23 protein-coding genes are annotated in these 23,369 nt (G+C 62.1%); 18 read left to right on the top strand and 5 right to left on the bottom strand.

Annotation, left to right across the window (positions count from 1 at the left end; all coding sequences use genetic code 11):
• Positions 1–53 precede the first annotated feature (53 nt).
• Positions 54–1,940, top strand: a complete 1,887-nt coding sequence (locus tag AB6Q56_RS06450; protein WP_434516273.1) for a SurA N-terminal domain-containing protein — start codon at positions 54–56, stop codon at positions 1,938–1,940.
• Positions 1,941–2,055: 115 nt separating this feature from the next.
• Here the strand turns inward: AB6Q56_RS06450 and fabI are convergent, their stop codons facing one another.
• Together fabI and AB6Q56_RS06460 are read right to left on the bottom strand one after the other, a co-directional pair.
• The gene (gene fabI / locus AB6Q56_RS06455) at positions 2,056–2,856 is read right to left on the bottom strand and encodes an enoyl-ACP reductase FabI (RefSeq protein ID WP_434516274.1); all 801 of its coding nucleotides are present in this window, start codon (positions 2,854–2,856) and stop codon (positions 2,056–2,058) included.
• A gap of 103 nt (positions 2,857–2,959) precedes the next feature.
• Entirely contained in the window at positions 2,960–4,603 is a 1,644-nt protein-coding gene (locus AB6Q56_RS06460; RefSeq protein WP_434516275.1) for an electron transfer flavoprotein-ubiquinone oxidoreductase, read from the bottom strand.
• 91 nt (positions 4,604–4,694) lie between these two features.
• Between AB6Q56_RS06460 and AB6Q56_RS06465 the strand changes: the two genes are divergently transcribed.
• Positions 4,695–5,105, top strand: a complete 411-nt coding sequence (locus AB6Q56_RS06465) for an acyl-CoA thioesterase (protein ID WP_434516276.1) — start codon at positions 4,695–4,697, stop codon at positions 5,103–5,105.
• A 35-nt stretch (positions 5,106–5,140) separates the two neighbouring features.
• Positions 5,141–6,493 carry a dGTP triphosphohydrolase gene (gene dgt / locus AB6Q56_RS06470; RefSeq protein ID WP_434516277.1) on the top strand — a complete coding sequence of 451 codons (1,353 nt, stop codon included), beginning with the start codon at positions 5,141–5,143 and terminating at the stop codon, positions 6,491–6,493.
• Here dgt and AB6Q56_RS06475 read toward each other — a convergent pair.
• The gene (locus AB6Q56_RS06475; protein WP_434516278.1) at positions 6,468–7,406 is read right to left on the bottom strand and encodes a LysR family transcriptional regulator; all 939 of its coding nucleotides are present in this window, start codon (positions 7,404–7,406) and stop codon (positions 6,468–6,470) included. The two genes, dgt and AB6Q56_RS06475, sit on opposite strands and share 26 nt — an antisense overlap.
• A gap of 98 nt (positions 7,407–7,504) precedes the next feature.
• Between AB6Q56_RS06475 and AB6Q56_RS06480 the strand changes: the two genes are divergently transcribed.
• Positions 7,505–8,713 (top strand): MFS transporter, encoded by a 1,209-nt coding sequence (locus AB6Q56_RS06480; protein WP_434516279.1) that lies wholly within the window; start codon positions 7,505–7,507, stop codon positions 8,711–8,713.
• On the opposite strand, the gene AB6Q56_RS06485 is transcribed toward AB6Q56_RS06480, so the two are convergent.
• Positions 8,714–9,022 carry a hypothetical protein gene (locus tag AB6Q56_RS06485; protein ID WP_434516280.1) on the bottom strand — a complete coding sequence of 103 codons (309 nt, stop codon included), beginning with the start codon at positions 9,020–9,022 and terminating at the stop codon, positions 8,714–8,716.
• Positions 9,023–9,296: 274 nt separating this feature from the next.
• On the opposite strand from AB6Q56_RS06485, the gene lexA reads away from it, so the two are divergent.
• The 4 genes from lexA to AB6Q56_RS06505 are packed head-to-tail and all read left to right on the top strand — an operon-like array spanning position 9,297 to position 15,104.
• On the top strand, positions 9,297–9,902 hold the full coding sequence (gene lexA / locus AB6Q56_RS06490; RefSeq protein WP_150428919.1) for a transcriptional repressor LexA: 606 nt from the start codon (positions 9,297–9,299) through the stop codon (positions 9,900–9,902).
• Positions 9,899–10,624 carry a translesion DNA synthesis-associated protein ImuA gene (gene imuA, locus AB6Q56_RS06495; RefSeq protein WP_434516281.1) on the top strand — a complete coding sequence of 242 codons (726 nt, stop codon included), beginning with the start codon at positions 9,899–9,901 and terminating at the stop codon, positions 10,622–10,624. Before lexA ends, imuA begins: the two co-directional genes overlap by 4 nt.
• Positions 10,557–12,011 (top strand): Y-family DNA polymerase, encoded by a 1,455-nt coding sequence (locus tag AB6Q56_RS06500; protein WP_434516282.1) that lies wholly within the window; start codon positions 10,557–10,559, stop codon positions 12,009–12,011. The genes imuA and AB6Q56_RS06500 overlap by 68 nt, the downstream gene beginning before the upstream one ends.
• Before the next feature lie 12 nt (positions 12,012–12,023).
• The gene (locus AB6Q56_RS06505) at positions 12,024–15,104 is read left to right on the top strand and encodes an error-prone DNA polymerase (RefSeq protein WP_434516283.1); all 3,081 of its coding nucleotides are present in this window, start codon (positions 12,024–12,026) and stop codon (positions 15,102–15,104) included.
• 209 nt (positions 15,105–15,313) lie between these two features.
• On the opposite strand, the gene AB6Q56_RS06510 is transcribed toward AB6Q56_RS06505, so the two are convergent.
• Entirely contained in the window at positions 15,314–15,577 is a 264-nt protein-coding gene (locus AB6Q56_RS06510) for a phosphopantetheine-binding protein (RefSeq protein WP_434516284.1), read from the bottom strand.
• 244 nt (positions 15,578–15,821) lie between these two features.
• On the opposite strand from AB6Q56_RS06510, the gene cysE reads away from it, so the two are divergent.
• The 10 genes from cysE to iscX all read left to right on the top strand — a co-directional run bounded on the left by cysE (position 15,822) and on the right by iscX (position 23,278).
• Positions 15,822–16,577, top strand: a complete 756-nt coding sequence (gene cysE, locus AB6Q56_RS06515; protein ID WP_434516285.1) for a serine O-acetyltransferase — start codon at positions 15,822–15,824, stop codon at positions 16,575–16,577.
• Positions 16,578–16,635: 58 nt separating this feature from the next.
• Positions 16,636–17,139 carry a Fe-S cluster assembly transcriptional regulator IscR gene (gene iscR / locus AB6Q56_RS06520; RefSeq protein ID WP_434516286.1) on the top strand — a complete coding sequence of 168 codons (504 nt, stop codon included), beginning with the start codon at positions 16,636–16,638 and terminating at the stop codon, positions 17,137–17,139.
• An 8-nt stretch (positions 17,140–17,147) separates the two neighbouring features.
• Positions 17,148–18,302, top strand: a complete 1,155-nt coding sequence (locus AB6Q56_RS06525; RefSeq protein WP_434516287.1) for a cysteine desulfurase family protein — start codon at positions 17,148–17,150, stop codon at positions 18,300–18,302.
• 25 nt (positions 18,303–18,327) lie between these two features.
• On the top strand, positions 18,328–19,539 hold the full coding sequence (locus AB6Q56_RS06530; protein ID WP_434516288.1) for an IscS subfamily cysteine desulfurase: 1,212 nt from the start codon (positions 18,328–18,330) through the stop codon (positions 19,537–19,539).
• Positions 19,540–19,616: 77 nt separating this feature from the next.
• On the top strand, positions 19,617–20,000 hold the full coding sequence (gene iscU, locus AB6Q56_RS06535; RefSeq protein ID WP_434516289.1) for a Fe-S cluster assembly scaffold IscU: 384 nt from the start codon (positions 19,617–19,619) through the stop codon (positions 19,998–20,000).
• Positions 20,001–20,002: 2 nt separating this feature from the next.
• On the top strand, positions 20,003–20,326 hold the full coding sequence (gene iscA, locus AB6Q56_RS06540; RefSeq protein ID WP_150428908.1) for an iron-sulfur cluster assembly protein IscA: 324 nt from the start codon (positions 20,003–20,005) through the stop codon (positions 20,324–20,326).
• Positions 20,326–20,853: a Fe-S protein assembly co-chaperone HscB gene (gene hscB, locus AB6Q56_RS06545; RefSeq protein ID WP_434516290.1), complete on the top strand. Its 528-nt coding sequence runs from the start codon at positions 20,326–20,328 to the stop codon at positions 20,851–20,853. Before iscA ends, hscB begins: the two co-directional genes overlap by 1 nt.
• A gap of 3 nt (positions 20,854–20,856) precedes the next feature.
• On the top strand, positions 20,857–22,746 hold the full coding sequence (hscA, locus tag AB6Q56_RS06550) for a Fe-S protein assembly chaperone HscA (RefSeq protein ID WP_434516291.1): 1,890 nt from the start codon (positions 20,857–20,859) through the stop codon (positions 22,744–22,746).
• Complete coding sequence (gene fdx, locus AB6Q56_RS06555; protein WP_434516292.1) at positions 22,743–23,087, top strand: ISC system 2Fe-2S type ferredoxin; 345 nt, start codon at positions 22,743–22,745, stop codon at positions 23,085–23,087. The genes hscA and fdx overlap by 4 nt, the downstream gene beginning before the upstream one ends.
• Positions 23,084–23,278 carry a Fe-S cluster assembly protein IscX gene (iscX, locus tag AB6Q56_RS06560; RefSeq protein ID WP_434516293.1) on the top strand — a complete coding sequence of 65 codons (195 nt, stop codon included), beginning with the start codon at positions 23,084–23,086 and terminating at the stop codon, positions 23,276–23,278. The genes fdx and iscX overlap by 4 nt, the downstream gene beginning before the upstream one ends.
• The last annotated feature ends 91 nt before the right edge of the window (positions 23,279–23,369 follow it).

Raw genomic sequence — 23,369 nt, forward strand, 5'->3', positions numbered from 1 at the left:
TTGGGCAAGCTGCTTTTTGCCTTTCTGAACGCATCCGAAGGATTTTTCTGCTCATGTTCGACGCAGTCCGTAACAACAAAAGAATCGTCCAGGTTTTCCTTGCGCTGATCGCTCTGCCGTTCGCCTTTTTCGGCGTGGATTCCTACGTGCGCAATTCCGGAGCCGGTAGCGACGTGGCCGCCATTGGCGATGTGAAGATCACCCACCAACAGTTCCAGCAAACCTTGCGCGAGCAGCAGGAGCGCCTGCGCACCCAGCTTGGCGCGCAATTCGACCCCAAGATGCTGGACAACCCCGAGGCCCGCAAGGCGATTCTCGACGACCTGATCAACCAGCGCCTGCTGCTGATCGAGGCCGGCAAGAACCGTATGTTTGCCAGCGACGATGCGGTTCGCCAGATGGTCGCTTCGGTCGAGGCCTTCAAGGTCGACGGCAAGTTCTCGGTCGAGCGCTACGAAGCCGCACTACGGGCGCAGGGCATGTCGCCCCAAGGCTTCGAAGCGCAGTTGCGCCAGGATTTGACCGTCCAGCAACTGGCTGGCGCCCTCGGTCAGTCCGGCGTTGTCGCTCGCTCCGTCAGCGACCGCCTGCTGGCCCTGCAAACCGAAAAACGCGAAATCGTCGAATACCGCCTGAACGTCGATAGCTATCTCGACAAGGTCAAGCTGGCCGACGACGCTGCGAAGAAGTTTTACGACGAGAACAGCAAACAGTTCCAGACGCCGGAACTGGCCAAGGCCGAATACGTCGTTTTGTCGATGGAAACCATCGGTGCCCAGCTGAGTGTCAGCGAAGCCGAAATCAAGGCCGCCTACGACAGCCGCAAGGATCGCTTCCAGCAACCCGAGGAGCGCCGCGCCAGCCACATCCTGGTCGCCTCCGAGAAACTGGGCAAGGACAAGGCCAAAGCCAAGGCCGAGCAATTGCTGGCCGAAATCCGCAAAACGCCGGCCGCCTTTGCCGATCTGGCCAAGAAGAATTCCGATGACCCGGGCTCCGCAGCCAAGGGCGGCGATCTGGGCTTCTTCGGTCGCGGCACGATGGTCAAGTCTTTCGAGGACAGCGCCTTCGGCCTCAAGGAAGGTGAAATCTCCGGCGTCGTTGAGTCAGACTTCGGTTTTCACATCATCAAGGTCACCGGCATCCATGCCGCCAAGGAAAAGCCGCTGGCCGAAGTCCGCGGCGAGATCGAGGCCGAACTGAAGAAGACCGCCGCCTCGCGCAAATTCGCAGAAGCTGCCGAAGCCTTCAGCAACATGGTGTACGAGCAGTCCGATAGCCTCGGACCTGTTGCCGAGAAATTCAAACTGACGGTAAAACAGACCGACTGGCTCGGCCGTCAGGCTTCGCCCGCCAACGGCGTGATGGGCAACGAAAAGATTCTTGCCGCCCTGTTCTCAGGCGATTCGGTCAAGAATAAGCGCAACACCGAAGCCGTCGAAGTTGCCGCCAACACCCTGGTTTCCGCCCGCATTGTCGATTACAAGCCGGCCGACCTGCAGCCATTTGAAGGCGTCAAGGCCAGCATCGAGACCCTGCTTAAGCGCAAGGAAGCCCAGGCGCTGGCCGCCAAGGAGGGGGCCGAACGCCTGGCTGCTCTCAACAAGGGGGAAGACAAGCTGAACTGGGGCGCAGCCAAGACCGTTTCCCGCCTCGATCACCGCGCCATTTCGCCGGTCGAGGCACAAGCGGTATTCCGCCTCGAAACTGGCAAGCTACCGGCCTATACCGGCGTCGAGCTGCCGGGAGCTGGCTACGTGCTGGTCAAGCTGAATAAGGTCGTTCCTGGCGACAAGATCGACGATGCAACCCGCAAGGGCATGACCCAGCAACTGGGCAACCTGATGGCCAAGGAAGAAATCCAGCTCTACCTCGCCGCCTTGCGCGCCCGCTACAAGGTCGAAATCAACCAAGCGGCACTGGAAGCCAAGGACAAGTAAGCTTCCATCGAGGTGAATTCAAGAAGCGGGCTGCGGCCCGCTTTTTTTTGCCAAAATCTGGCAATAAAAAAGCCGATCAATCTGATCGGCTTTTTTGTGAAGCGGATTGAATGAATCAGGCCGGCAGCGGGTCTGCGTTGCCTAGTGCGACGGTGTTCATGCCGCCGTCGACGTACATGATCTCGCCAGTGATGCCGCTGGCGAGGTCGGACAGCATGAAGGCGGCAGCGTTGCCGACTTCATCGATGGTCACGTTGCGGCGCAGCGGGGCGTTGTGCGAGTTGTAGGCGAGCAGCTTGCCGAAGTTGCCGATGCCGGAGGCGGCCAGGGTCTTGATCGGGCCGGCGGAAATGGCGTTGGCGCGGATACCTTCGGGGCCGAGGCAGAAGGCGAGGTAGCGGGTCGCCGCTTCCAGGCTGGCCTTGGCCAGGCCCATGGTGTTGTAGTTGGGCATGGTGCGCTCGGCGCCCAGATAGGAGAGGGCGAGCATCGAGGCGTTCGGGCGGCCTTGCATCATCGGGCGGGCACCCTTGGCCAGCGCGGCGTAGCTGTAAGACGAGATGTCATGGGCGATGCGGAAGGCGTCGCGGGTGATGCCGTTCAGGAAGTCGCCTTCGATGGCCTCAGTCGGAGCGTAGGCGATCGAATGCACCAGGCCGTCGAGACCATCCCAGCGCTTGGCGAGTTCGACGAACAGATTGTCGATTTGTTCGTCGCTGCTGACGTCGACCGGAATGGTGATGTCGCTCCCGAATTCGGCAGCGAACTTCTTGATGCGGTCTTCGAAGCGCTCGTTCTGGTAGGTGAAGGCCAGTTGGGCGCCTTCGCGATGGCAAGCCTTGGCGATGCCATAGGCGATGGAGTGCTTGGACAGCAGTCCGGTGATCAGAATCTTCTTGTCGGCGAGAAAGCCCATGTGTTGTTCTCCCTAGGGGGGTTAAGCCCGAGGATTATAAACCGATAAGCCACAATTCGCGTCCATTACGGGCGAGAACCGTGGCATGTCGGAAGGTTGACGATTACATGTTGGGGTAGGTGGGACCTTCGCCGCCTTGCGGCACAACCCAGTTGATGTTCTGGGTCGGGTCCTTGATGTCGCAGGTTTTGCAGTGGACACAGTTTTGCGCGTTGATCTGCAGGCGCGGCTGCCCCTCTTCCTGGCCGAGGATTTCATAGACGCCGGCCGGGCAAAAACGCTGTTCCGGCGCATCGTATTTGGCCAGGTTGACGCTGATCGGGACTGCCGGATCCTTCAACTGCAAATGGCAGGGCTGGTCTTCCTCGTGATTGGTGCTGGACAGGAAGACCGAGGACAGTCGATCGAAGGTAATCACGCCATCCGGTTTCGGATAATCGATCTTCGGACATTCGCTGGCCGGCTTGAGTTTGGCGTGGTCGGGCGTCTTGTGGCGCAGGGTCCACGGCGCCTTGCCGCCGAACACGATCTGGTCGATACCGAACATCAGGGAACCCAGTTTCAGGCCTTTGGCCATCCAGGGCTTGAAGTTACGTGACTTGTGAAGTTCATTGTATAACCAGCTGTTTTTAAATGCTTCTGGATAGGCGATCAGCTCGTCGTTCTGGCGTTCGGCGGCGAGCGCGTCAAAGCATGCTTCGGCGGCCAGGGCGCCGGTCTTGATGGCGCAATGCGAGCCCTTGATGCGCGCCGCGTTGAGGAAACCGGCGTCGTCGCCGATCAGGACGCCGCCCGGGAAGGTTAGTTTGGGCAGCGACTGCAGGCCGCCAGCCACTAGGGCACGGGCACCGTAGGCGATGCGCTTGCCCCCTTCGAGGAACTTGCGAATCTCCGGGTGCGTCTTGTAGCGCTGGAATTCCTCGTAGGGCGAGAGGTGCGGGTTCTCGTAGCCGAGGCCGACCACGAAGCCGACGGCGACCTGGTTGTTCTCCAGGTGGTAGAGGAAGCCGCCGCCGTAGGTATCGGGCTGCATCGGCCAGCCGCCGCTATGGACGACCAGGCCGAGCTGGTGTTTTTCAGGCTGGATTTCCCACAACTCCTTGAGGCCGATACCGTAGGTTTGCGGATCGGCGTCGCGGTTCAGGTCGAATTTCTCGATCAGTTGCTTGCCGAGATGGCCGCGACAGCCCTCGGCGAAAAAGGTGTATTTGCCGAGCAGGGCCATGCCCATCTGGAAATTCGGGCCTTCCGAGCCATCGTGCAGGCGCCCCATGTCGCCGGTGGCGACCCCCTTGACCGCGCCTTGCTCGTCGAACAGCACTTCGGCGCCGGCAAAGCCGGGGTAGATCTCGACACCCAGCGCCTCGGCCTGTTCGCCCAGCCAGCGGCAGACGTTGCCGAGCGAGATGACGTAATTGCCTTCATTGTGGAAGCAGCCGGGCAAGACGCTGTTCGGCACCTGGGTGGCGCCGGTTTCGGAGAGAATGAAGAAACGGTCTTCGGACACCGGGGCGTTGAGCGGGGCGCCGTCTTCCTTCCAGTTGGGTAGCAGTTCGCTCAGGGCGCGTGGGTCCATGACGGCGCCGGACAGGATGTGGGCGCCGATCTCGGCACCTTTCTCGATCAGGCAGACACTGATGTCCTTGCCTTTTTCCGCCGCCAGTTGCTTGAGTCGAATCGCCGAGGCCAGACCGGCCGGGCCGCCGCCAACGATGACGACGTCGAATTCCATGGATTCGCGTTCCATGATGTCTCCTTGAGCGAATTATTGTGAGCTTATTTTCAATACGGTACAGTATGGAAAATTTTTGATCAACCCCACTCTAGTATTCGTACTCATGGAACACAAGAAAAAGCTGATTCATGTCACCCGTATGCCTATCCGCTGGGGTGACATGGATGCCTATGGACACGTCAACAACACCGTCTATTTTCGCTATATGGAACAGGCACGAGTGGAGTGGATCGAGGACATGAAGATACAGGTTCGTCCCGGCGGCGACGGCCCGGTGATCATCAACGCCAGTTGCACCTTCCTGATCCCGATGAACTACCCGGGCACCGTCGAAGTGCGGACCTATGTCGGTGCCATCGGCCGATCCAGCTGCCAGACTTACGTCGAGATGCGTATCGAGGGCGACGACAGGGTCTATGCCGAAGGCGCCGCCAAGGTGGTGTGGATGAATACCCAGAACGGTAAATCGGTTCCCTTGCCAGATCACGTGCGGGCATTGCTCGAAGCGGAGTAAACTCGCAGCCCATTGCATCCGACAATCCGAAGCGCATGGGCCAACGAAAAATCTGGGAAAAACTGCTGTCGAGCGAACGTCTCGGTGCCGGCAAGGCGCCGGGGTCAGCCGAGCGAACCGCCTTTCAACAGGACTACGACCGCATCGTCTTTACCTCGGCGTTTCGTCGCCTGAAGGACAAGACGCAGGTTTTCCCGCTCTCCAAGAGCGATTACGTCCGCACCCGCCTGACACACAGCCTGGAGGCGAGTTGCGTCGGCCGCTCGCTGGGCGCGGTGATCGGTCGCGAAATCATCGCCCGGCATGGGCTGAAGGATGTGGAATCCGGCGATTTCGGCGCCATTGTTGCGGCAGCCTGCCTGGCCCACGACATCGGCAATCCGCCTTTCGGCCACGCCGGCGAAGATGCCATTCGCGAGTGGTTCCGTAACTCCGGTCTGCTTGAACGCCATGCCTTCACACCGGCACAGCGGGCCGATTTCGAGCGCTACGAAGGCAACGCCCAGGGGTTCCGTATCGTCAGCCGCCTGCAAAGCCCGGCCAATCCGGGAGGGCTGCAGCTGACCAGCGCGGTGCTTGCCACGTTCACCAAGTATCCACGCCCCTCCCATATCGACTGCGCACTGGATGGCAAGAGCAGCAAGAAATTCGGATTCTTCCAGCAGGATGCGGACAATTTCGCCCAAGTGGCGCGCGCGACCGGTATGGTCGAACGCATTCCGGGCCAGGCCTGGCGCCGCCATCCGCTGGCCTCGCTGGTCGAGGTGGCGGATGACACCTGTTACCTGATTGTCGACCTCGAGGATGCGGCACGCCTTGGCTTCGTGCCGTACAAGGATGCCGAATGCCTGCTCGGCGATCTGGCGGGCAGCGCGGTCAATGGCGGCCGCCTGGCCCACCTGCATGATCCCAAGGAGCGCCTGGAGTACCTGCGCGCCAAGGCCATCGGTTGTCTGATCAATGGTGCCGCGGCGGTTTTTCTCGCCAATGAGTCGGCGATCCTGAGCGGCGAATTCGATGACGAACTGCTGGAGAACTCGCCGATTGCCCGTCCCTTGCAGGCCGTTCTCAAGCTTGCCAAGGAAACCATCTATACCGCGCGTCCGGCACTGGAGATCGAAACCGCCGGTTTCGAGGTGTTGGGTGCCTTGCTCGGGTTATTCACCAACGCCGTCGAAGCCAGGGCCGGGGTGCAGGGCACACGTTTCACGACGCGCGAACGCATGCTGATGAAACTGCTGCCGCTCCAATTCCTTGGCCACAACGGCGAGCCGGATCCCGATCCGTACATCCGGCTCCTGCAGGTTGCCGATTTTGTCGCCGGGATGACCGATTCCTACGCGGTCGACATGTACCGCAAGCTTAAGGGTTTCGATCTGCCGACCTGAGGTTTCCCCAGGGCGGCACCGGGGAGAATTCGCGCTCCAGTTCCTCCAGGAAAACGCGAACTTTTGGTAGGCGTACCCGGCTCGGGGTATAGCAGGCGTAAAGGTCGCGGCCGAGACCGGTCAGAGGCTCGTAGTCGTCGAGCACGGTTTCCAGGTTGCCGCGCCGGATTTCAGGGCCGGCCATGTAGGTGGGCAGGATGGCCAGGCCATGCCCGGCCATGACGGCGCCGAAGATGCAGTCCAGGTTGTTGAAACGAAAGCGGCTGGAGATCGGTACGCTGGTCCGTTCGCCGTTACCTCCCAGCAGTTCGAGCGTACTGCTGGTTTCGGCCTGCAGGTAGCCAAAGCAGGCATGCCAAGCCAGGTCGCCCGGGTGTTGCGGCCTGCCGTGCGTCGCCAGATAGTCCGGTGTGGCGCAAATGACGCGTTCGATGGAAAACAGACGGCGGGCAACGGCATCTTCGGGAGGCGCCTTGGTATGGCGCAGCGCGAGATCGATGTTGTTGTCGAACAGATCGAGCAATTGGTCGGAAAGAACCAGCTCGCATTCCAGTTCCGGATACTGTGCCGTGATACGCGGCAGCAGCGGGGCGATGTACAGGCGGCCGAAGGCAAGCGAGGCGCTGATGCGCAGCAGGCCGCAGGGCGTGTCGCCGAGGTTGCGCACGGCGATTTCGGTGCTGGCCACGGCATCCAGGGCGCGCAACGCATGCTGGTAGAAGACCTCGCCGGAAGGTGTCAGGGCCAGCTTGCGGGTCGAGCGTTCGAACAGCCGGACGCCGAAATTGCGCTCCAGTTCGGCGATCTGCTTGCTGATCTGGGCGCGCGTGCAATCCAGACGGCGGGCAGCGCCCGCCATATTGCCGGTTTCGACTACCCGGACAAAACTTTCCCAACTGCTGAGCCAGTTCATCTGTCAATTTTCCGTTGACGATATGGTGCCGATTATGAGCTATTTGGTCACCGATTTGGCGACTATAGTTCGTGCTGGCAACCAACAGGCATCACACCATGTTTCGCGCACTGAACCGTCCCGACATTCTCATCACCGCGCTGGCGGCCGCCGGGATCATGATGATCTCGATGGGCATCCGCCAATCGCAGGGCTTGTTCGTCGCGCCGCTCAACGACACGACCGGACTGGGCATCGCCACCATCAGTTTCGCGCTGGCCATCGGGCAGTTCACCTGGGGCGCCATCCAGCCGCTGGCCGGTGCCGTTGCCGACCGCCACGGGCCGCGTGTCGTGCTGATCGCCGGCATCGTGATGCTGGCCGTCGGTTGTGCGCTGACGCCGTACATGGGCACCGGCTTCGGCCTTGCCGTGTCGCTGGGCCTGTTCTGTGCGATGGGCTCGGGGGCCAGCAGTTTTTCCGTATTGCTTGGCGCCGCCGCCCAGCGTATGCCGGTCGAGGCGCGTGGTGCAGCCTCCGGGTTGATCAATGCTGGCGGCTCCTTCGGACAGTTCGTCTTCGCGCCTATTTTGCAAAAACTGATTCAGGACCTGGGCTGGGTGAATGCCATGTGGGCGATGGCGGCCACGGCGTTGCTGGCCTTGCCGCTGGTCGGCAAGTTGACGCAATCGACGCAGGCCATGCACGTGCAGGATGACGACGGCGGTGTGCTGAAGGCGCTTGGCACGGCTATGCAGGATCGCAGTTACCTGCTGCTGCATGCCGGTTTCTTCACCTGCGGCTTCCACATTGCCTTTCTCGTCACCCACCTGCCGGGCGAGGTGAATTTATGCGGCCTGCCGCCCGCCGTGGCCAGCTGGTCGCTGGCGATCATCGGCCTGACCAATATCTTCGGCAGCCTGTATGCCGGTTCCTGCGTTGCCAAGTACCGCAGCAAGTACGTGCTGGCGATGATGTACGGTTCGCGGGCGCTGCTCGTCGCCTGGTATCTGATGATGCCGCGCACCGAATGGACCTTCTATGTTTTTGCCGCCGGTCTCGGTTTCACCTGGCTGGCCACGGTGCCGCCGACCGCCGCCATCGTCGGTAAACTGTTCGGTATCCGCTACCTGGCGACGCTGTTCGGCATGACGCTGCTGTCGCACCAGATCGGCGGTTTCCTCGGCGCCTGGCTGGGCGGCCTGGCCATCACGCAATTCGGCGACTTCGGCTGGATGTGGTATGCCGACATGGCACTGGCGGCGGCAGCCGCCGTGCTCAACCTGCCCATCCGCGAAGCGCCGGTGGCCCGCCCGGCTGCGGCTTGATTACCTGAGGCGGCCGAGAAAGCGTTCGCGCGCCTCGGCCAGCGCGGGCAGGGCGGATGTGTCGAGCAGTTCGCTGCAGGTCCGGTAAAAATCGTCGAATGCGGCGAGCACCTTTTTCTCCTCCACCTTACGGCGCGGGCCGGGTTTGTCGTCGTCGCGGGCCGGAGCGTCGAGCGGCTTGAGGATTGCATAGCGGGGAATCATCTGCTGCCCGCCGTTTTCCGAAGAGGCCGTGACCGGGCCGGTCTTCACGAAAATCTTGCCGTCGTATTCGAAGCGATCGCCGATCGCCAGGTGTTGCAGCTTCATGCTGGGGTTTCCGGATGGTGAGGGGGGGCAGAGTGTAGCCTAATCCCGAATTGTCCATCAGGCGGCCCTTGCGGGCCTGTACGAGCGCGAGCGGTCGCTCTGCGGTGCCTTGCCGTCGGTGCTCCGCAGCAATGGAACGGGCATCGGCTTGTCGCACCACAACAACTCACTGGCAAATCGCCTCGTGCCTTGATGGGCAACCCAGGATTCTCCGCTTGCCAAAAATTGATTACTGTACAAAAATACAGCTAACGAATTTTGCAGGGAGCAGACCATGAAGCTCACGCCACGCCAGCAGGAAATTCTCGATTTCATCAAAAACACCGTCGAGGTACTCGGCGCGCCGCCGACGCGGGCGGAAATCGCCTCCGCCTTCGGTTTCGCCTCACCCAATGCGGCCGAAGACCATCTCAAGGCGCTCGCCAAGAAGGGCGCCATCAATCTCGAACCCGGTTCGGCGCGCGGCATCCGCCTCGTCGAACAGCTGGGCCTGCCGTTGATCGGTAGCGTGGCGGCCGGCTCGCCCATTCTCGCCGTCGAAAACGTGCAGGCTCGTTACGCCTTCGACGCCGGCATGTTCAATCCGCGCGCCGACTTCCTGCTCAAGGTGCGCGGCCTGTCGATGATCGACGTCGGTATCTATGACGGCGATCTGCTCGCCGTGCACAAGACCAACCAGGCCCGCGACGGCGAGATCGTCGTCGCCCGCATCGACGAGGAGGTCACCGTCAAGCGCCTGCAGCGCAAGGGCGGGCATATCGAGCTGATTGCCGAGAACCCGGACTTCGAGCCCATCATCGTGCGCCCCGGCGAAGTCGAATTCGCCATTGAGGGCGTGGCCGTCGGTCTGATACGCGGGGCGGGTTCCAAGCTGTCATGAACGCCTTGCCGTTGCCGGTCGCTTTGGCGGATGTGCTGGCCAGAGGCGATGTCTGGCGCGGCGACACGCTGGCCTCCCTGGCGGAGGTCGCCATTCCCAGCGGCCATCCCGAACTCGACGCCGAATTGCCCGGCGGCGGCTGGCCGCGCGGCGCCCTGACGGAACTGCTTGTCGAGCACAACGGCGTTGGCGAAATGAGCCTGCTGCTGCCGGCGCTGGTCAGGCTGTCGCAGGCCGGGGGCTGGCTGGCCCTAGTCACGCCGCCGTGGCTGCCACATGCTCCGGCCTGGGCGGCGGCAGGTGTCGCGCTGGAACGGCTGGTCATCATCCGGGCCGGAATGGATACGGCCTGGAGTATCGAGCAACTGCTCGCCTGCGGCGGTTTCGCTGGCGTGCTGGCTTGGCCGGGCGAGGGCATCGATGCCAAGGCGCTGCGCCGCCTGCAGGTCGCGGCGGAAGGGCGTTCGGCACTGGCCTGCCTGTGGCGTTCGATGGCTGCGGCGGCTATGCCGTCGCCGGCGCCCTTGCGGGTGGCGCTGGCGGGCAACGGCGACGCCTTGCGCATCCGCATCCTGAAGCGGCGCGGCAGACCGGCATCCCGGCCGCTGGACTTGCCGTACGCATCCTCCATTCCCCGTCCCGGGAGACGTTCGCGTGCTGTGGCTGGCCCTGTCCTTTCCCCGATTGCCGATCGAAGCCTTGCCGCTGCGCCAGCCGCCTAGCGCGGTGGTTGTACGTGGCCGGGTCGTGCTGGGTGATGCGGAAGCGATCGCCGCCGGCATTCGTCCCGCCCAGAAGCTGTCGACCGCGCTGGGCCTGTTGCCGGGCTTATCGGTTTTCGAGCGTGACATGGCGCGCGAGCGACAAACCCTCGAAAACCTGGCCTGCTGGGCGGGGCGATTCACTCCCTGCGTCAGCCTGGCTCAGCCGAACGAGCTCCTGCTCGAAATCGGCGGCTGCCTCCGTCTTTTCGGCGGCATCGAGCCGATTGTCGACGCCGTAACGGCCGGTTGCGTCGAACAAGGCCATGCCCCCGGCTGGGCGGTGGCGCCGACACCGCTCGGCGCACGCTGGCTGGCGCGTGCCGGCAACGGAACGATCCATCGCGCAGCGGCCGGCCTGCACGTGGTGCTCGCCGATTTACCGTGCCATATCCCCGACTGGCCGGCCGAAACCGTCGCCCGCCTGGAATCCTTCGGTCTGCGGCGGCTCGGCGCCTTGCGCGCCATGCCGGGAAGCGGCTTGCGACGGCGCATCGGCAATCGGCCGATGGACGATCTGGCCCGTGCCTGGGGCGATCTGCCGGATCCGCAAGCGGCTTTCGCTTTTCCGGAAAGCTTTGCCAGCGAATTTGAGCTGCCATCCCGCGTCGAGCATGCCGAAGCCCTCGTCTTTTCCGGCCAACGCCTGTTCTCGGCGCTGGCCGGCTGGCTCAATGCGCGGCAGCTGCTGCTGCGCCGCTGCACCTTGCGCTTCCGGCACGATGACGGCGCACCGAGCGATCTTTCCTTGAGCTTTGCCGAGCCAGCCGCCGACGAGGCGCGTTTTTTGCGCCTGCTGCGCGAACACTTGGGGCGCTGGCAATTGCCGGCGCCGGTCGAGGCGGTTCGCCTGCAGGCCGACGAGCTGGCGGAAAAGCCCGGAAGCAGCGCCTCCCTGTTCGCCGCGACGACAAACGGTGAGGGCCATCTGGCCTGCCTGGAACGCTTGCGCGCCCGCCTCGGTGCGTGCGCCGTGCAGGGGCTGGATGCGGTCGCCGATTATCGGCCGGAGCGGGCAAGCCGCGAGCGGGATGCTGTGATCACCCCACGTCCGTCGGCAGGCCGAATGCCCGAAAACCAGACGGGGCAACCCGGACTGCCGCGCCCGCTGTGGCTGTTGCCGAAGCCGCAGCCGCTCGCCGAACGGGCGGGCAGCCCGGACTGGCAAGGGCCGCTCAAGCTGTTGTCGAGGTCCGAAAGGTTGGAAAGCGGCTGGTGGGACACCGGTGAGCAGGGGGCTACCGGCGATGTCCGACGCGACTATTTCGTGGCCCGCAACCCGCAGGGGCAGTGGGCCTGGGTTTTTCGCAATGCCGAGGGCTGGTTCCTGCACGGCCTGTTTGCCTGAAACGGTGAAGTCATGTCGTTGCCTGCCTATGCCGAGTTGCATTGCCTGTCGAATTTCAGCTTCCTGCGCGGCGCCTCGCATCCGGACGAACTGATCGAGCGCGCGGCCGAGCAGGGCTATGCGGCGCTGTCCTTGACCGACGAATGCTCGCTGGCCGGCATCGTTCGGGCGCATCAGGCCGCCAAGCGAAGCAGCCTGAAACTGATCGTCGGCAGCGAAATGACGACAGCCGACGGCCTCAAGCTCGTTTTCCTGGCCAGGAACCGCGAGGGCTACGGCAACCTTTCGGCACTCATCACCCTGGCACGGCGGCGGGCAGGAAAGGGGAATTACACGCTGCAGCGCCACGACCTGACCGCCGTTTCGCCGAACGGCGCGCTGCCCGATTGCCTGGTTCTCTGGATTCCGGATGACAAGGCATCCAGCGAGGATGGGCGGTGGTTGGCCGAACGCTTCCCCGGCCGCCTCTGGATTGCCGCCGAACTGCACGCCGGGCCGGACGATGCGGCGAAGCTGGCCGACCTGCAAGCCTTGGGCACGGCCTGTCGCCTGCCATTGGTGGCGGCAGGTGACGTTCACATGCACACTCGCGACCGACGCCCGGTACAGGATGTGCTGACCGCCCTGCGCCTGAAAACGACGCTCTTCGAAGCGGGCTATGCCTTGTTTCCCAACGCTGAACGGCATCTGCGGACGCGGCTGCGCCTGTCGCGCCTCTATCCGCCCGAGTTGCTGGCCGAAACCCTCAAGATCGCCGAACAGTGCGAATTTTCGCTCGACGAACTGCGCTACGAATACCCCGAGGAGATCGTCCCGCCGCAACACTCGGCAAGCTCCTGGTTGCGCCACGAAACGGAACGCGGCCTGCAATCCCGCTACCCGCAAGGCGTTCCCGCTGCCGTTCAGCAGCGCGTCGAGCACGAACTGACCCTGATCGCCGAACTCAAGTACGAAGCCTATTTCCTGACGGTCTACGACATCGTCTGCCACGCGCGCAAGCTCGGCATTCTCTGCCAGGGGCGGGGCGCCGCTGCCAATTCGACCGTCTGCTTCGCGCTGGGCATCACCGAGGTCGATCCGGCGCGCGCCGCCATGCTGTTCGAGCGCTTCATCTCGAAGGAGCGTGGCGAGCCGCCGGATATCGATGTCGATTTCGAGCACGAAAGGCGCGACGAAATCATCGCCTACATCTACGGCAAATACACCCGCGAGCGCACGGCATTGACCGCGGCGCTGATTACCTACCGGACCAAGGGCGCCCTGCGCGACGCGGGGCGGGTGCTTGGTTTCGAGGCGGCGCGCATCGACGCCCTGACCGCCTCGCTGGCCTGGTGGGATAAACGGGAACAGCTGCCCGAGCGCTTTGCCGAGCAGGGGCTCGACCCTGCGTCGCCGCGCGTCGAGAAATGGTTGTGGATTGCCGGGCAACTGCGTGGCTTTCCCCGCCACCTGACCCAGCATGTCGGCGGCTTCGTCATGTCGCGCGGTCCGCTGGCCCGTCTGGTGCCGGTTGAAAACACAGCGATGCCGGAGCGCACGGTGATCCAGTGGGACAAGGACGATCTCGATGCCGTCGGCCTGATGAAGGTCGACGTGCTGGCGCTCGGCATGCTGTCGGCGCTGCGCCGCATGCTCGACACCTTGAGCCGGACGACCGGCCGGGTCTGGCGCCTGTGCGACATTCCGGCCGAAGACCCGGCCACCTACGCCATGCTCGGCCACGCCGACAGCATGGGCGTCTTCCAGGTCGAATCGCGCGCCCAGATGTCCATGCTGCCCCGTCTCCGGCCGCGCTGCTACTACGACCTCGTCGTCGAGGTGGCGCTCGTCCGGCCGGGTCCGATCCAGGGCGATATGGTGCATCCCTACCTGAAGCGACGCCAGGGGCGGGAACGCATCGAAAAAATTTCACCGGCCGTCGACAAGGTGCTCGAACGCACCTATGGCGTGCCCATTTTCCAGGAACAGGTCATGCAGCTGGCCATCGTCGCCGCCGGTTTCACCCCGGGCGAAGCCGACGAGCTGCGCCGTGCCATGGCTGCCTGGCGGCGCAAGGGCAACCTGCAGCGCTACCAGGACAAGCTGCGCGCCGGCATGGCCGCCAACGGCCTGCCTGCCGAATTCGCCGAACGCATCACCCTGCAAATTCAGGGCTTCGGCGAATACGGCTTTCCCGAATCGCACGCCGCCAGTTTTGCCCTGCTGGTCTATGCCTCGGCCTGGCTCAAGCGCCATCACCCGGCCATCTTCCTGTGCGGGCTGCTCAACAGCCAGCCGATGGGTTTCTATTCGCCGTCGATGCTGATCCAGGACGCCCGCCGCCATGGTGTCGACGTCCTGCCGCTGGATGCCGCCGCCAGCGATTGGGGTAGCACGCTGGAGCACGCCGGAGCGGTGCGCCTCGGCCTGCGCGAAATCGGCGGCTTCTCGCAGTCCGTCGCCGAGCGCATCGCGACGGCACGACGGAACAGTCCTTTTCGCAATGTCGCCGACCTGGCGGCACGCGCTGGGCTGCAACGCCGCGACCTTGATTTGCTGGGCGCCGCCGATGCCCTGCGCAGCCTGGCCGGGCACCGCCGGCAGGCGGCCTGGGCTGCCACGGCAGCAGTGGTGCAGGGTGATCTTTTCGACGGCATCGCGCCAGCGGAGCCGCAAATTGCACTGCTACCGCCGACTGAAGGCGAGAATCTGGTCGCCGATTACCAGCACCTCGGCCTCACGCTGCGCGCCCATCCCCTGACCTTGCTGCGCACCCGGCTGGCCGGGCGTCGTTTCGTTCCGGCCGCCGAGCTCAAGCGCTCCGGAAACCGGGCTCTGGTCCGCACGGCCGGCATCGTCGTCGGACGCCAACGACCGGGAACCGCCACCGGCATCGTGTTCGTTACCCTGGAAGACGAAAGCGGCCTGACCAACGTCGTCATTCACCCCCGACTGGTCGACAGGCAGCGCCGCGAACTCCTCGGTGCCAGCCTCCTCGGTGTTTTCGGGCAATTACAGGTGGAAGGCGAGGTCGTCCACCTGGTCGCCAAGCGGCTGGTTGACCTGTCCGCCTGGCTGGGCAGACTGGAGACTTTCAGCCGGGACTTTCATTGACAGGCATGCCCGGTGTCGAGCCGGGGGTACGCTTCGAGGTGATCGATTCGAACGCAGAGCGCTCAAGGGCCAAGCCTCGCACGCCGTTTGCGCCATGTGGGCAGCACGTTCTTTCTTTTCCTGGGCGTATTGCCTGTCTTGCCCGTGGCTCCGTTTTCTTGGGCAATGGCACTTCCTCAATGCCCGGAGCAGTTCGGATCAGTTGATATTCAAATCTTCCGCTGCTCGGCAACAAGCTTGGCAAGCGTATTGACCGAACGCAAATGCTGGCGCGAGCCTTCGTCGTTGGCCTCGATCACGATCCCGTATTTCTTCTTGAGTGCCAGCACCAGTTCCAGAGCATCGATGGAATCCAGGCCCAGGCCTTCGTCGGCAAACAACGGGGTGTCGTCGCCGATGTCGGCGAGGCTAAGGTCTTCGAGATTCATGGTCTCGATGATGAAGGCTTTCAGTTCCTGATGCAGTTCGTTCATGGTTTTTCAATTCGTTTTTGCGCGATAGACGGCTTCCGAGCAGCGGGAGGTGCCATCGTGCACCTGCCAAGCAGGGCGAGAATGCCGAAAACAGCCGGAAGATGGCGGGGGAGCATCGATGGCGGCTGCTTGATGAAGCGTGGATTATAAGCGGATAAATTGGAGCCCCGATTGGTGAAATAGCTGACAAATTCACTCGAGTATTCTAAAATTGCCCCTCTTTGAATTGGGGAGATCGGCTTCCATGTTCCGGAATTTGCGTGAGGATATTCGTGCGGTCTTTGACCGCGATCCGGCAGCACGCTCGTTCTGGGAGGTCCTGACCTGCTATCCGGGAATTCACGCCCTGATCCTGCATCGTGTCGCCCATTGGCTCTGGGGGCACCGCTTTCGCTGGCTGGGCCGCTTCACGGCACATCTGTCGCGCATGCTGACCGGGATCGAGATTCATCCCGGCGCTACCATCGGCCGCCGGTTTTTCATCGACCACGGCATGGGTGTGGTGATCGGCGAAACCGCTGTCATCGGTGACGATGTCACGCTTTACCACGGCGTCACGCTCGGCGGCACTTCGTGGAACAAGGGCAAGCGGCATCCAACGCTGGAGAGTGGTGTTGTCATTGGCGCCGGGGCCAAGGTCCTGGGGCCGATTACCATCGCCGCCGGCGCCAAGGTGGGCTCCAATGCCGTAGTGACCAAGGCTGTTCCAGCCGGCGCGACGGCCGTCGGCAATCCGGCACGGATTCTGGACAATACGGAGCAGGGCCGCCAACGGCAGGCGCAGGCCGAGAAGATGGGCTTCTCTGCCTACGCGGTCGGGCGTGATCAGGATGACCCGCTGGCCAAGGCCATTCATGGCTTGCTCGATCACGCCGCGGAAACCGATCGTCGCCTTGCCTCCCTGGTTCGGGAACTGGCGGCGCAAGGCGTGAAGTGCGACAGCGAGGTTGAGGCTGCCGATTCTTTCGATCCGCAATACCTGAGTAAAATAGTTGACTAATCGGCTGTTGCTTGCTTATAGTTGACCCGCTTACTAGGTTATTTTCAGGAGTTCGAAAATGCGTTTGACGACCAAAGGGCGTTTCGCCGTGACGGCCATGATGGATCTGGCCTTGCGCGGCGAAGAAGGGCCTGTGGCACTGGCCAGCATCAGCGAGCGCCAGAAAATCTCCCTGTCTTATCTCGAACAGTTGTTCGGCAAGTTGCGTCGTCACAAGCTGGTGGACAGCGTCCGCGGCCCCGGCGGCGGCTACTGCATCGCCCGACCGCTTGATCAGGTGCCGGTTTCGGAAATCATTCGTGCCGTCGACGAGCAACTCGATGCCACGCAGTGCGGTGGTCGTGAGAATTGCCACGACGAGCATCGCTGCATGACCCACGACCTGTGGACGACGCTGAATACGAAGATGTACGAATATCTCGCCTCGGTGACGCTCGAGCATCTGGTTCAACGCGAGCGGCAGAAACGCTCTCCCGGCATGGCGGTCGTTGAGGATCAGCGCCGCCTCGGTCCGCAGCCGCGAGCCAAGATTTCGCGTGACAAGATTTCCGTCGCCATCTGATTCGCGCCATGTTTCGCCCTGTCTATCTCGACCATAACGCCACGACGCCGATTGACCCGGCGGTGCTGGCCGCCATGCTGCCCTGGCTGGAAAGCCAGCACGGCAATGCGTCGAGTCGCCACGAATATGGCCGGCAGGCGCGGCAGGCAATCGACGAGGCCAGGCAGCGCGTCGCTGCGGCGGTGAATGCGCACCCCACCGAAGTGGTTTTCACCAGTGGTGGGAGCGAGGCCAACAACCTTTTTGTCAAGGGAGCGGCGGGATGTCTGAAGGCAGGTGTCATTGCCGTCAGTGCCGTCGAACACCCCTGCATCCTGAAACCCGCGCTGCAACTCCAGGCACAAGGATGGCGGGTGCGTACGCTGGCGGTCGATGCAAACGCGCGTATCGATACGGCGGATTTTGCCGAAGCGCTGCAACTCAAGCCCAGGCTGCTGTCCGTCATGGCAGCCAACAATGAGACGGGCGTTCTTCAAGACATCGAACGGCTTGCCGAGGCTGCAAAGGGAAGTGGCTGGTTTCACACCGATGCCGTCCAGATGTTGGGCAAGCAGGTGCTTGATTTCCGGGCGCTCAATGCTGCCGGTCTGCATGCGATGACCTTGTCGGCGCATAAGGCTTGCGGACCAAAAGGCGCGGCAGCGCTGATTCTGGATAAGCGTGTCGAGATTCAGCCGCAGATTGCCGGTGGCGGCCATGAGCGCGGTTTGCGCTCAGGCACCGAAAATGTGGCGGCCCTTGTCGGGTTTGGCGTGGCGGCGGAACTTGCGGCACAGCGCGTTGCCGAACTGCCGGCTCGGTTGCGTGCCATGCAAAAAGCACTGGAGGCCGGACTGCTTGGACTGGGCGCTAGAATATTCGCCCAAGGCGCAGACCGTTTGCCCAATACCACCTATTTCGCTTTTCCCGGCATCGATGGTGAAACCCTGGTCGGCAAGCTGGACCGCGAGGGTTTTGCAGTAGCCAGCGGCGCAGCCTGTTCCAGCGCCAACCCCGAACCCTCGCATGTGCTGCGGGCGATGGGCGTGGAGCCGGAAAGCGCGCGCGGTGCGGTACGTGTCAGCCTGGGGGCCGGCAACACCGAGGCCGATATTGAACAATTCATCAACGCCCTGCAGGCTACGGTCGGACGCCTGCAAGGACTGACAGCCTTGGCTGTCTGAACAACCCGACTTAGCGAGAATGACGATGAAACTCCCGATCTACCTGGATTATTCGGCAACGACCCCGGTCGACCCGCGCGTTGCGGAAAAAATGATTCCTTACCTGTGCGAGAACTTCGGCAATCCCGCTTCGCGTTCGCACAGCTTCGGCTGGGTGGCCGATGCGGCGGTTGAGGAGGCGCGCGAGCAGGTGGCCGCGCTGGTCAATGCCGACCCGAAGGAGATCGTCTGGACCTCGGGCGCGACCGAGTCGAACAACCTCGCCATCAAGGGAGCTGCCAATTTCTATGCCGGCACCAAGGGCAAGCACATCATCACCGTGAAGACCGAGCACAAGGCTGTCCTCGATACGGTGCGCGAAATGGAGCGTCAGGGTTTCGAGGCGACCTATCTGGATGTCCAGGAAAACGGCCTGCTCGATCTGGAGGCTTTCAAGGCCGCGATTCGCCCTGATACCGTGCTTGCCTCGGTCATGTTCGTCAATAACGAAGTCGGTGTCATACAACCGATCGCCGAATTGGGCGAAATCTGCCGCGAGAAGGGTGTCATCTTCCATGTCGATGCCGCCCAGGCAACCGGCAAGGTGGAAATCGACCTGCAGAAACTCAAGGTCGACCTGATGAGCTTCTCCGCACACAAGACCTATGGCCCGAAGGGTATTGGCGCCCTGTACGTCCGCCGCAAGCCGCGCATCCGCCTCGAGGCTCAGATGCACGGTGGTGGTCATGAGCGCGGCTTCCGCTCCGGCACGCTGGCAACGCACCAAATTGTCGGCATGGGTGAGTGTTTCCGTCTGGCCAAGGAAGAAATGGCCGAAGAAAACAAGCGCATCGGCGCCTTGCGCGACAAGTTGCTCAAGGGGTTGCAGGATATCGAGGCCACCTACGTCAACGGCGATCTTGAACAGCGCGTGGCGCACAACCTGAACATCAGCTTTGCCTATGTCGAAGGCGAGTCGATGATCATGGCCATCAAGGATCTGGCGGTTTCCTCGGGTTCCGCCTGCACCTCGGCCAGCCTTGAGCCTTCCTACGTCCTGCGCGCCCTGGGGCGCGATGATGAATTGGCGCACAGCTCGATCCGTTTTAGCATTGGCCGCTTCACCACTGAAGAGGAAATTGACTATGCAATCAATCTTCTGCATGCAAAAGTTGGCAAATTACGTGAGCTTTCGCCGCTGTGGGAAATGTACAAGGACGGCATTGACCTGAGCACCGTTCAGTGGGCGGCCCATTAAGTTGCCAGCTACCAGGCGCTCGCGATTAGGCGGCGACCGGTCACGCGCAACAGACAACCGAATTTAGGAGAAACAGCATGAGCTATAGCGTAAAAGTCATTGATCACTATGAGAATCCGCGTAACGTCGGCTCCTTCGGCAAGGAAGACGATGGCGTGGGTACCGGCATGGTCGGCGCCCCGGCTTGCGGCGACGTCATGAAATTGCAAATCAAGGTGAACAAGGCCGGCGTCATCGAAGATGCCAAGTTCAAGACCTATGGTTGCGGCTCGGCGATTGCCTCGTCTTCCCTGGTGACCGAATGGGTCAAGGGCAAGACCGTGGATCAGGCACTGGCCATCAAAAACACCGAAATCGCTGAAGAACTGGCACTGCCACCGGTTAAAATCCATTGTTCGATCCTGGCCGAGGATGCCATCAAGGCAGCCGTGGCGGATTACAAGAAAAAGCACGGAGAATAAGCATGGGCGTCACCTTGAGCGACAAGGCGGCAAAACACGTCGCCAACTTCCTGACCAAGCGGGGCAAGGGTATCGGCTTGCGCCTCGGCGTGCGTACCAGCGGCTGTTCCGGCATGGCGTACAAGCTGGAGTTTGTCGACGAGGTGAACGAAGACGATCTGGTCTTTGAAAGCGCTGGCGTCAAGGTGATCGTCGATGCCAAGAGCCTGCCTTACCTCGACGGAATGGAACTGGACTACGCCCGCGAGGGCCTGAACGAGGGGTTCAAGTTCAACAACCCCAACGTCAAGGACCAGTGCGGCTGCGGCGAGTCGTTCAACGTCTGATGGATTTCAAGGCCGATCACTTCGTCCTGTTTGGAATCAAGCCGACATTCAGGCTCGACCTGTCGGATCTGGACTCGCGTTATCGCGACATCCAGGCGCAGGTGCATCCAGATCGTTTTGCCCATGCCGGCGAAGCCGAAAGGCGCCTCTCCATGCAGTGGGCGACGCATGCCAACGAGGCTTACCAGACGCTGAAAAAGCCGCTGGAACGGGCCAAGTACATGCTCCATCTGGCCGGGCACGATATCCAGGCAGAAAACAATACCGCCATGCCGGCCGACTTCCTGATGGAACAGATGGAGTGGCGCGAGGCCGTGATGGAAGCTCGTGGCGGCGGCGATCATCATGAATTGGAACGCCTGCACAACCGCCTGCGCAGCGATATCAAATCCCGCTACGAAGAACTCGGCCAGTTGCTGGACGATGTGGGTGATTTCACTCTGGCGACGGACCGCGTGCGCCGGCTGATGTTCCTGGAAAAACTTTTGCACGAAATCGACGACGCGCTGGCGTCGCTGGAAGAATAAACAATGGCTTTGTTTCAAATCGCCGAACCGGGCGAATCGGCGGCGCCGCACGAGCACAAGCTCGCCATCGGTATCGATCTCGGCACCACCAATTCACTGGTGGCCACCGTACGCAGCGGCATCGCCGTCTGCCTGAACGACGATCAGGGGCGCCCCTTGCTGCCGTCGGTGGTTCGTTATCATGCCGACGGCACGACCGAGGTTGGCTACGACGCCCAGAAAAACCAGGCGGTCGATCCCAAGAACACGATCGTTTCGGTAAAGCGTTTCATGGGGCGGGGTACCAAGGACATCGCCCACATCGAATCGATGCCCTACGACTTCGTCGAAACGCCCGGCATGGTCCGCGTCAAAACCCATGCCGGCATCAAAAGCCCGGTTGAGACCTCCGCGGAGATACTGAAAGTCCTGAAGGCACGAGCCGAAGCGGGGCTGGGCGGCGATCTGGTCGGGGCTGTCATTACAGTCCCGGCCTACTTCGACGACGCGCAGCGCCAGGCTACCAAGGACGCCGCTCGTCTGGCCGGCCTCAATGTCCTGCGCCTGCTCAACGAACCCACCGCAGCAGCCATTGCCTATGGCTTGGATAACGCCGCCGAAGGGGTCTATGCGGTTTACGATCTGGGTGGCGGAACCTTCGACATTTCCATCCTCAAGCTGACGAAAGGCGTTTTCGAAGTCATGTCCACCGGCGGCGATTCTGCTCTGGGCGGCGACGATTTCGACCATCGCATCTACTGCTGGGTGATCGAGCAGGCCAAGCCGCAGCCGCTGTCGCCGGAAGATTCGCGCCGCCTGATGATGCGCTGCCGCGAGGCCAAGGAATTTCTGACCAATAATCCGGAAGCCCCGATCTCGCTGCGTCTCGCCAGCGGCGAAATGATCGACGTCAAGCTCGACGTGGCGACCTTTGCCAGCATCACGCAGACCCTGATTTCCAAGACCCTCCAGCCGGTCAAGAAAGCCTTGCGCGATGCCGGGCTGCACGCGGATGACGTCAAGGGCGTCGTCATGGTTGGTGGCGCTACGCGCATGCCGCAAATCCAGAAAGCGATCGGCGATTTCTTCCGCCAGGAGCCGCTGACTAACCTCGATCCGGACAAAGTCGTCGCTCTCGGTGCCGCAACGCAAGCCAACCTGCTGGCCGGCAACAAGACGGGAAAGGATGACTGGCTGCTTCTCGACGTCATTCCGCTATCGCTCGGCCTTGAAACCATGGGCGGCCTGACCGAGAAGGTCATTCCGCGCAACTCGACCATTCCAACGGCTCGCGCCCAGGAATTCACCACCTTCAAGGATGGTCAGACCGCAATGGCCATTCACGTCGTCCAGGGCGAGCGGGAAATGGTTTCGGATTGCCGTTCGCTGGCTCGTTTCGAACTGCGCGGCATCCCGCCGATGGTTGCCGGGGCGGCGCGTATCCGCGTTACCTTCCAGGTCGATGCCGATGGCCTTCTATCGGTTACAGCACGCGAACAAACGACGAGCCTCGAATCGAGCATTACGGTCAAGCCGTCCTACGGCCTGTCGGACGACGAAATCGCCGGCATGCTCAAGGATTCGATGGCACACGCCAAGGACGACGCCGTGGCGCGTGCGCTGAAGGAGGCTCAGGTCGAAGCTCAGCGCATGATCGAGGCGACCGAAGCGGCTCTGGCCGAAGATGCCCATCTGCTGAACGCGGCCGAGATCGCCAAGATCAAGGCCACCATCGCCAAGCTCGCCGAAACCATGGCCGGCGACAACCGCCGCCTGATCAACATCGCCATGGACGACCTCGGCTACGAAACACAAACCTTTGCCCATCGCCGCATGGATCAAAGCATCAAGAAAGTACTCTCCGGCCGTAACGTCGATGACATTCAGGTTGGAGAAGACGGAGAAAAGGCATGACCCAACTCATCGTATTGCCCCACGTCGAACTGTGTCCGGATGGCGCGGTGATCGAAGCGGAGGAGGGCAAGTCCATCTGCGAAAACCTGCTGGCCAACGAAATCGAACTCGACCACGCCTGCGAGATGTCCTGCGCCTGCACGACCTGCCACGTCATCGTGCGCGAAGGCTTCAACTCCCTGGAACCGGCAGAGGAGGTCGAGGAAGATCTCCTGGATAAGGCATGGGGCCTGGAGCCAAACTCCCGCCTCGGCTGCCAGGCCGTCGTTGGCAAGACGCCGCTGACGGTCGAAATTCCAAAATACAGCATCAACATGGCAAAGGAGGGGCATCGCAAATGAAATGGACCGACATCAACGACATCGCCATCGAATTGACCGAAGCCCACCCTGACAAGGATCCGCTAGGCGTCAATTTCGTCGACCTTCGTGACTGGGTCATGGCCTTGCCCGGCTTCAACGACGACCCCAAGCATTGCGGCGAGAAGATTCTCGAAGCGATTCAACAGGCCTGGATCGACGAAGCGTCCTGAAAGTAACAGCAACGTTGCTGGTTTTGTCCTTGTTGTAGCTGAAAAATGCCCCGGAATATTCCGGGGCATTTTTGTGTCTGGATACGTGGCC

It is taken from the genome of Dechloromonas sp. ARDL1, from assembly GCF_051122455.1.
Lineage (GTDB): Bacteria > Pseudomonadota > Gammaproteobacteria > Burkholderiales > Rhodocyclaceae > Azonexus.

What these genes read in the sequence shown, in the direction of transcription:
- AB6Q56_RS06450 (WP_434516273.1), top strand. Translation starts at nt 54, where the DNA reads ATGTTCGACGCAGTCCGTAACAACAAAAGAATCGTCCAGGTTTTCCTT.
- fabI (WP_434516274.1), bottom strand. Translation starts at nt 2,856, where the DNA reads ATGGGCTTTCTCGCCGACAAGAAGATTCTGATCACCGGACTGCTGTCC.
- AB6Q56_RS06460 (WP_434516275.1), bottom strand. Translation starts at nt 4,603, where the DNA reads ATGGAACGCGAATCCATGGAATTCGACGTCGTCATCGTTGGCGGCGGC.
- AB6Q56_RS06465 (WP_434516276.1), top strand. Translation starts at nt 4,695, where the DNA reads ATGGAACACAAGAAAAAGCTGATTCATGTCACCCGTATGCCTATCCGC.
- dgt (WP_434516277.1), top strand. Translation starts at nt 5,141, where the DNA reads ATGGGCCAACGAAAAATCTGGGAAAAACTGCTGTCGAGCGAACGTCTC.
- AB6Q56_RS06475 (WP_434516278.1), bottom strand. Translation starts at nt 7,406, where the DNA reads ATGAACTGGCTCAGCAGTTGGGAAAGTTTTGTCCGGGTAGTCGAAACC.
- AB6Q56_RS06480 (WP_434516279.1), top strand. Translation starts at nt 7,505, where the DNA reads ATGTTTCGCGCACTGAACCGTCCCGACATTCTCATCACCGCGCTGGCG.
- AB6Q56_RS06485 (WP_434516280.1), bottom strand. Translation starts at nt 9,022, where the DNA reads ATGAAGCTGCAACACCTGGCGATCGGCGATCGCTTCGAATACGACGGC.
- lexA (WP_150428919.1), top strand. Translation starts at nt 9,297, where the DNA reads ATGAAGCTCACGCCACGCCAGCAGGAAATTCTCGATTTCATCAAAAAC.
- imuA (WP_434516281.1), top strand. Translation starts at nt 9,899, where the DNA reads ATGAACGCCTTGCCGTTGCCGGTCGCTTTGGCGGATGTGCTGGCCAGA.
- AB6Q56_RS06505 (WP_434516283.1), top strand. Translation starts at nt 12,024, where the DNA reads ATGTCGTTGCCTGCCTATGCCGAGTTGCATTGCCTGTCGAATTTCAGC.
- AB6Q56_RS06510 (WP_434516284.1), bottom strand. Translation starts at nt 15,577, where the DNA reads ATGAACGAACTGCATCAGGAACTGAAAGCCTTCATCATCGAGACCATG.
- cysE (WP_434516285.1), top strand. Translation starts at nt 15,822, where the DNA reads ATGTTCCGGAATTTGCGTGAGGATATTCGTGCGGTCTTTGACCGCGAT.
- iscR (WP_434516286.1), top strand. Translation starts at nt 16,636, where the DNA reads ATGCGTTTGACGACCAAAGGGCGTTTCGCCGTGACGGCCATGATGGAT.
- AB6Q56_RS06525 (WP_434516287.1), top strand. Translation starts at nt 17,148, where the DNA reads ATGTTTCGCCCTGTCTATCTCGACCATAACGCCACGACGCCGATTGAC.
- AB6Q56_RS06530 (WP_434516288.1), top strand. Translation starts at nt 18,328, where the DNA reads ATGAAACTCCCGATCTACCTGGATTATTCGGCAACGACCCCGGTCGAC.
- iscU (WP_434516289.1), top strand. Translation starts at nt 19,617, where the DNA reads ATGAGCTATAGCGTAAAAGTCATTGATCACTATGAGAATCCGCGTAAC.
- iscA (WP_150428908.1), top strand. Translation starts at nt 20,003, where the DNA reads ATGGGCGTCACCTTGAGCGACAAGGCGGCAAAACACGTCGCCAACTTC.
- hscB (WP_434516290.1), top strand. Translation starts at nt 20,326, where the DNA reads ATGGATTTCAAGGCCGATCACTTCGTCCTGTTTGGAATCAAGCCGACA.
- hscA (WP_434516291.1), top strand. Translation starts at nt 20,857, where the DNA reads ATGGCTTTGTTTCAAATCGCCGAACCGGGCGAATCGGCGGCGCCGCAC.
- fdx (WP_434516292.1), top strand. Translation starts at nt 22,743, where the DNA reads ATGACCCAACTCATCGTATTGCCCCACGTCGAACTGTGTCCGGATGGC.
- iscX (WP_434516293.1), top strand. Translation starts at nt 23,084, where the DNA reads ATGAAATGGACCGACATCAACGACATCGCCATCGAATTGACCGAAGCC.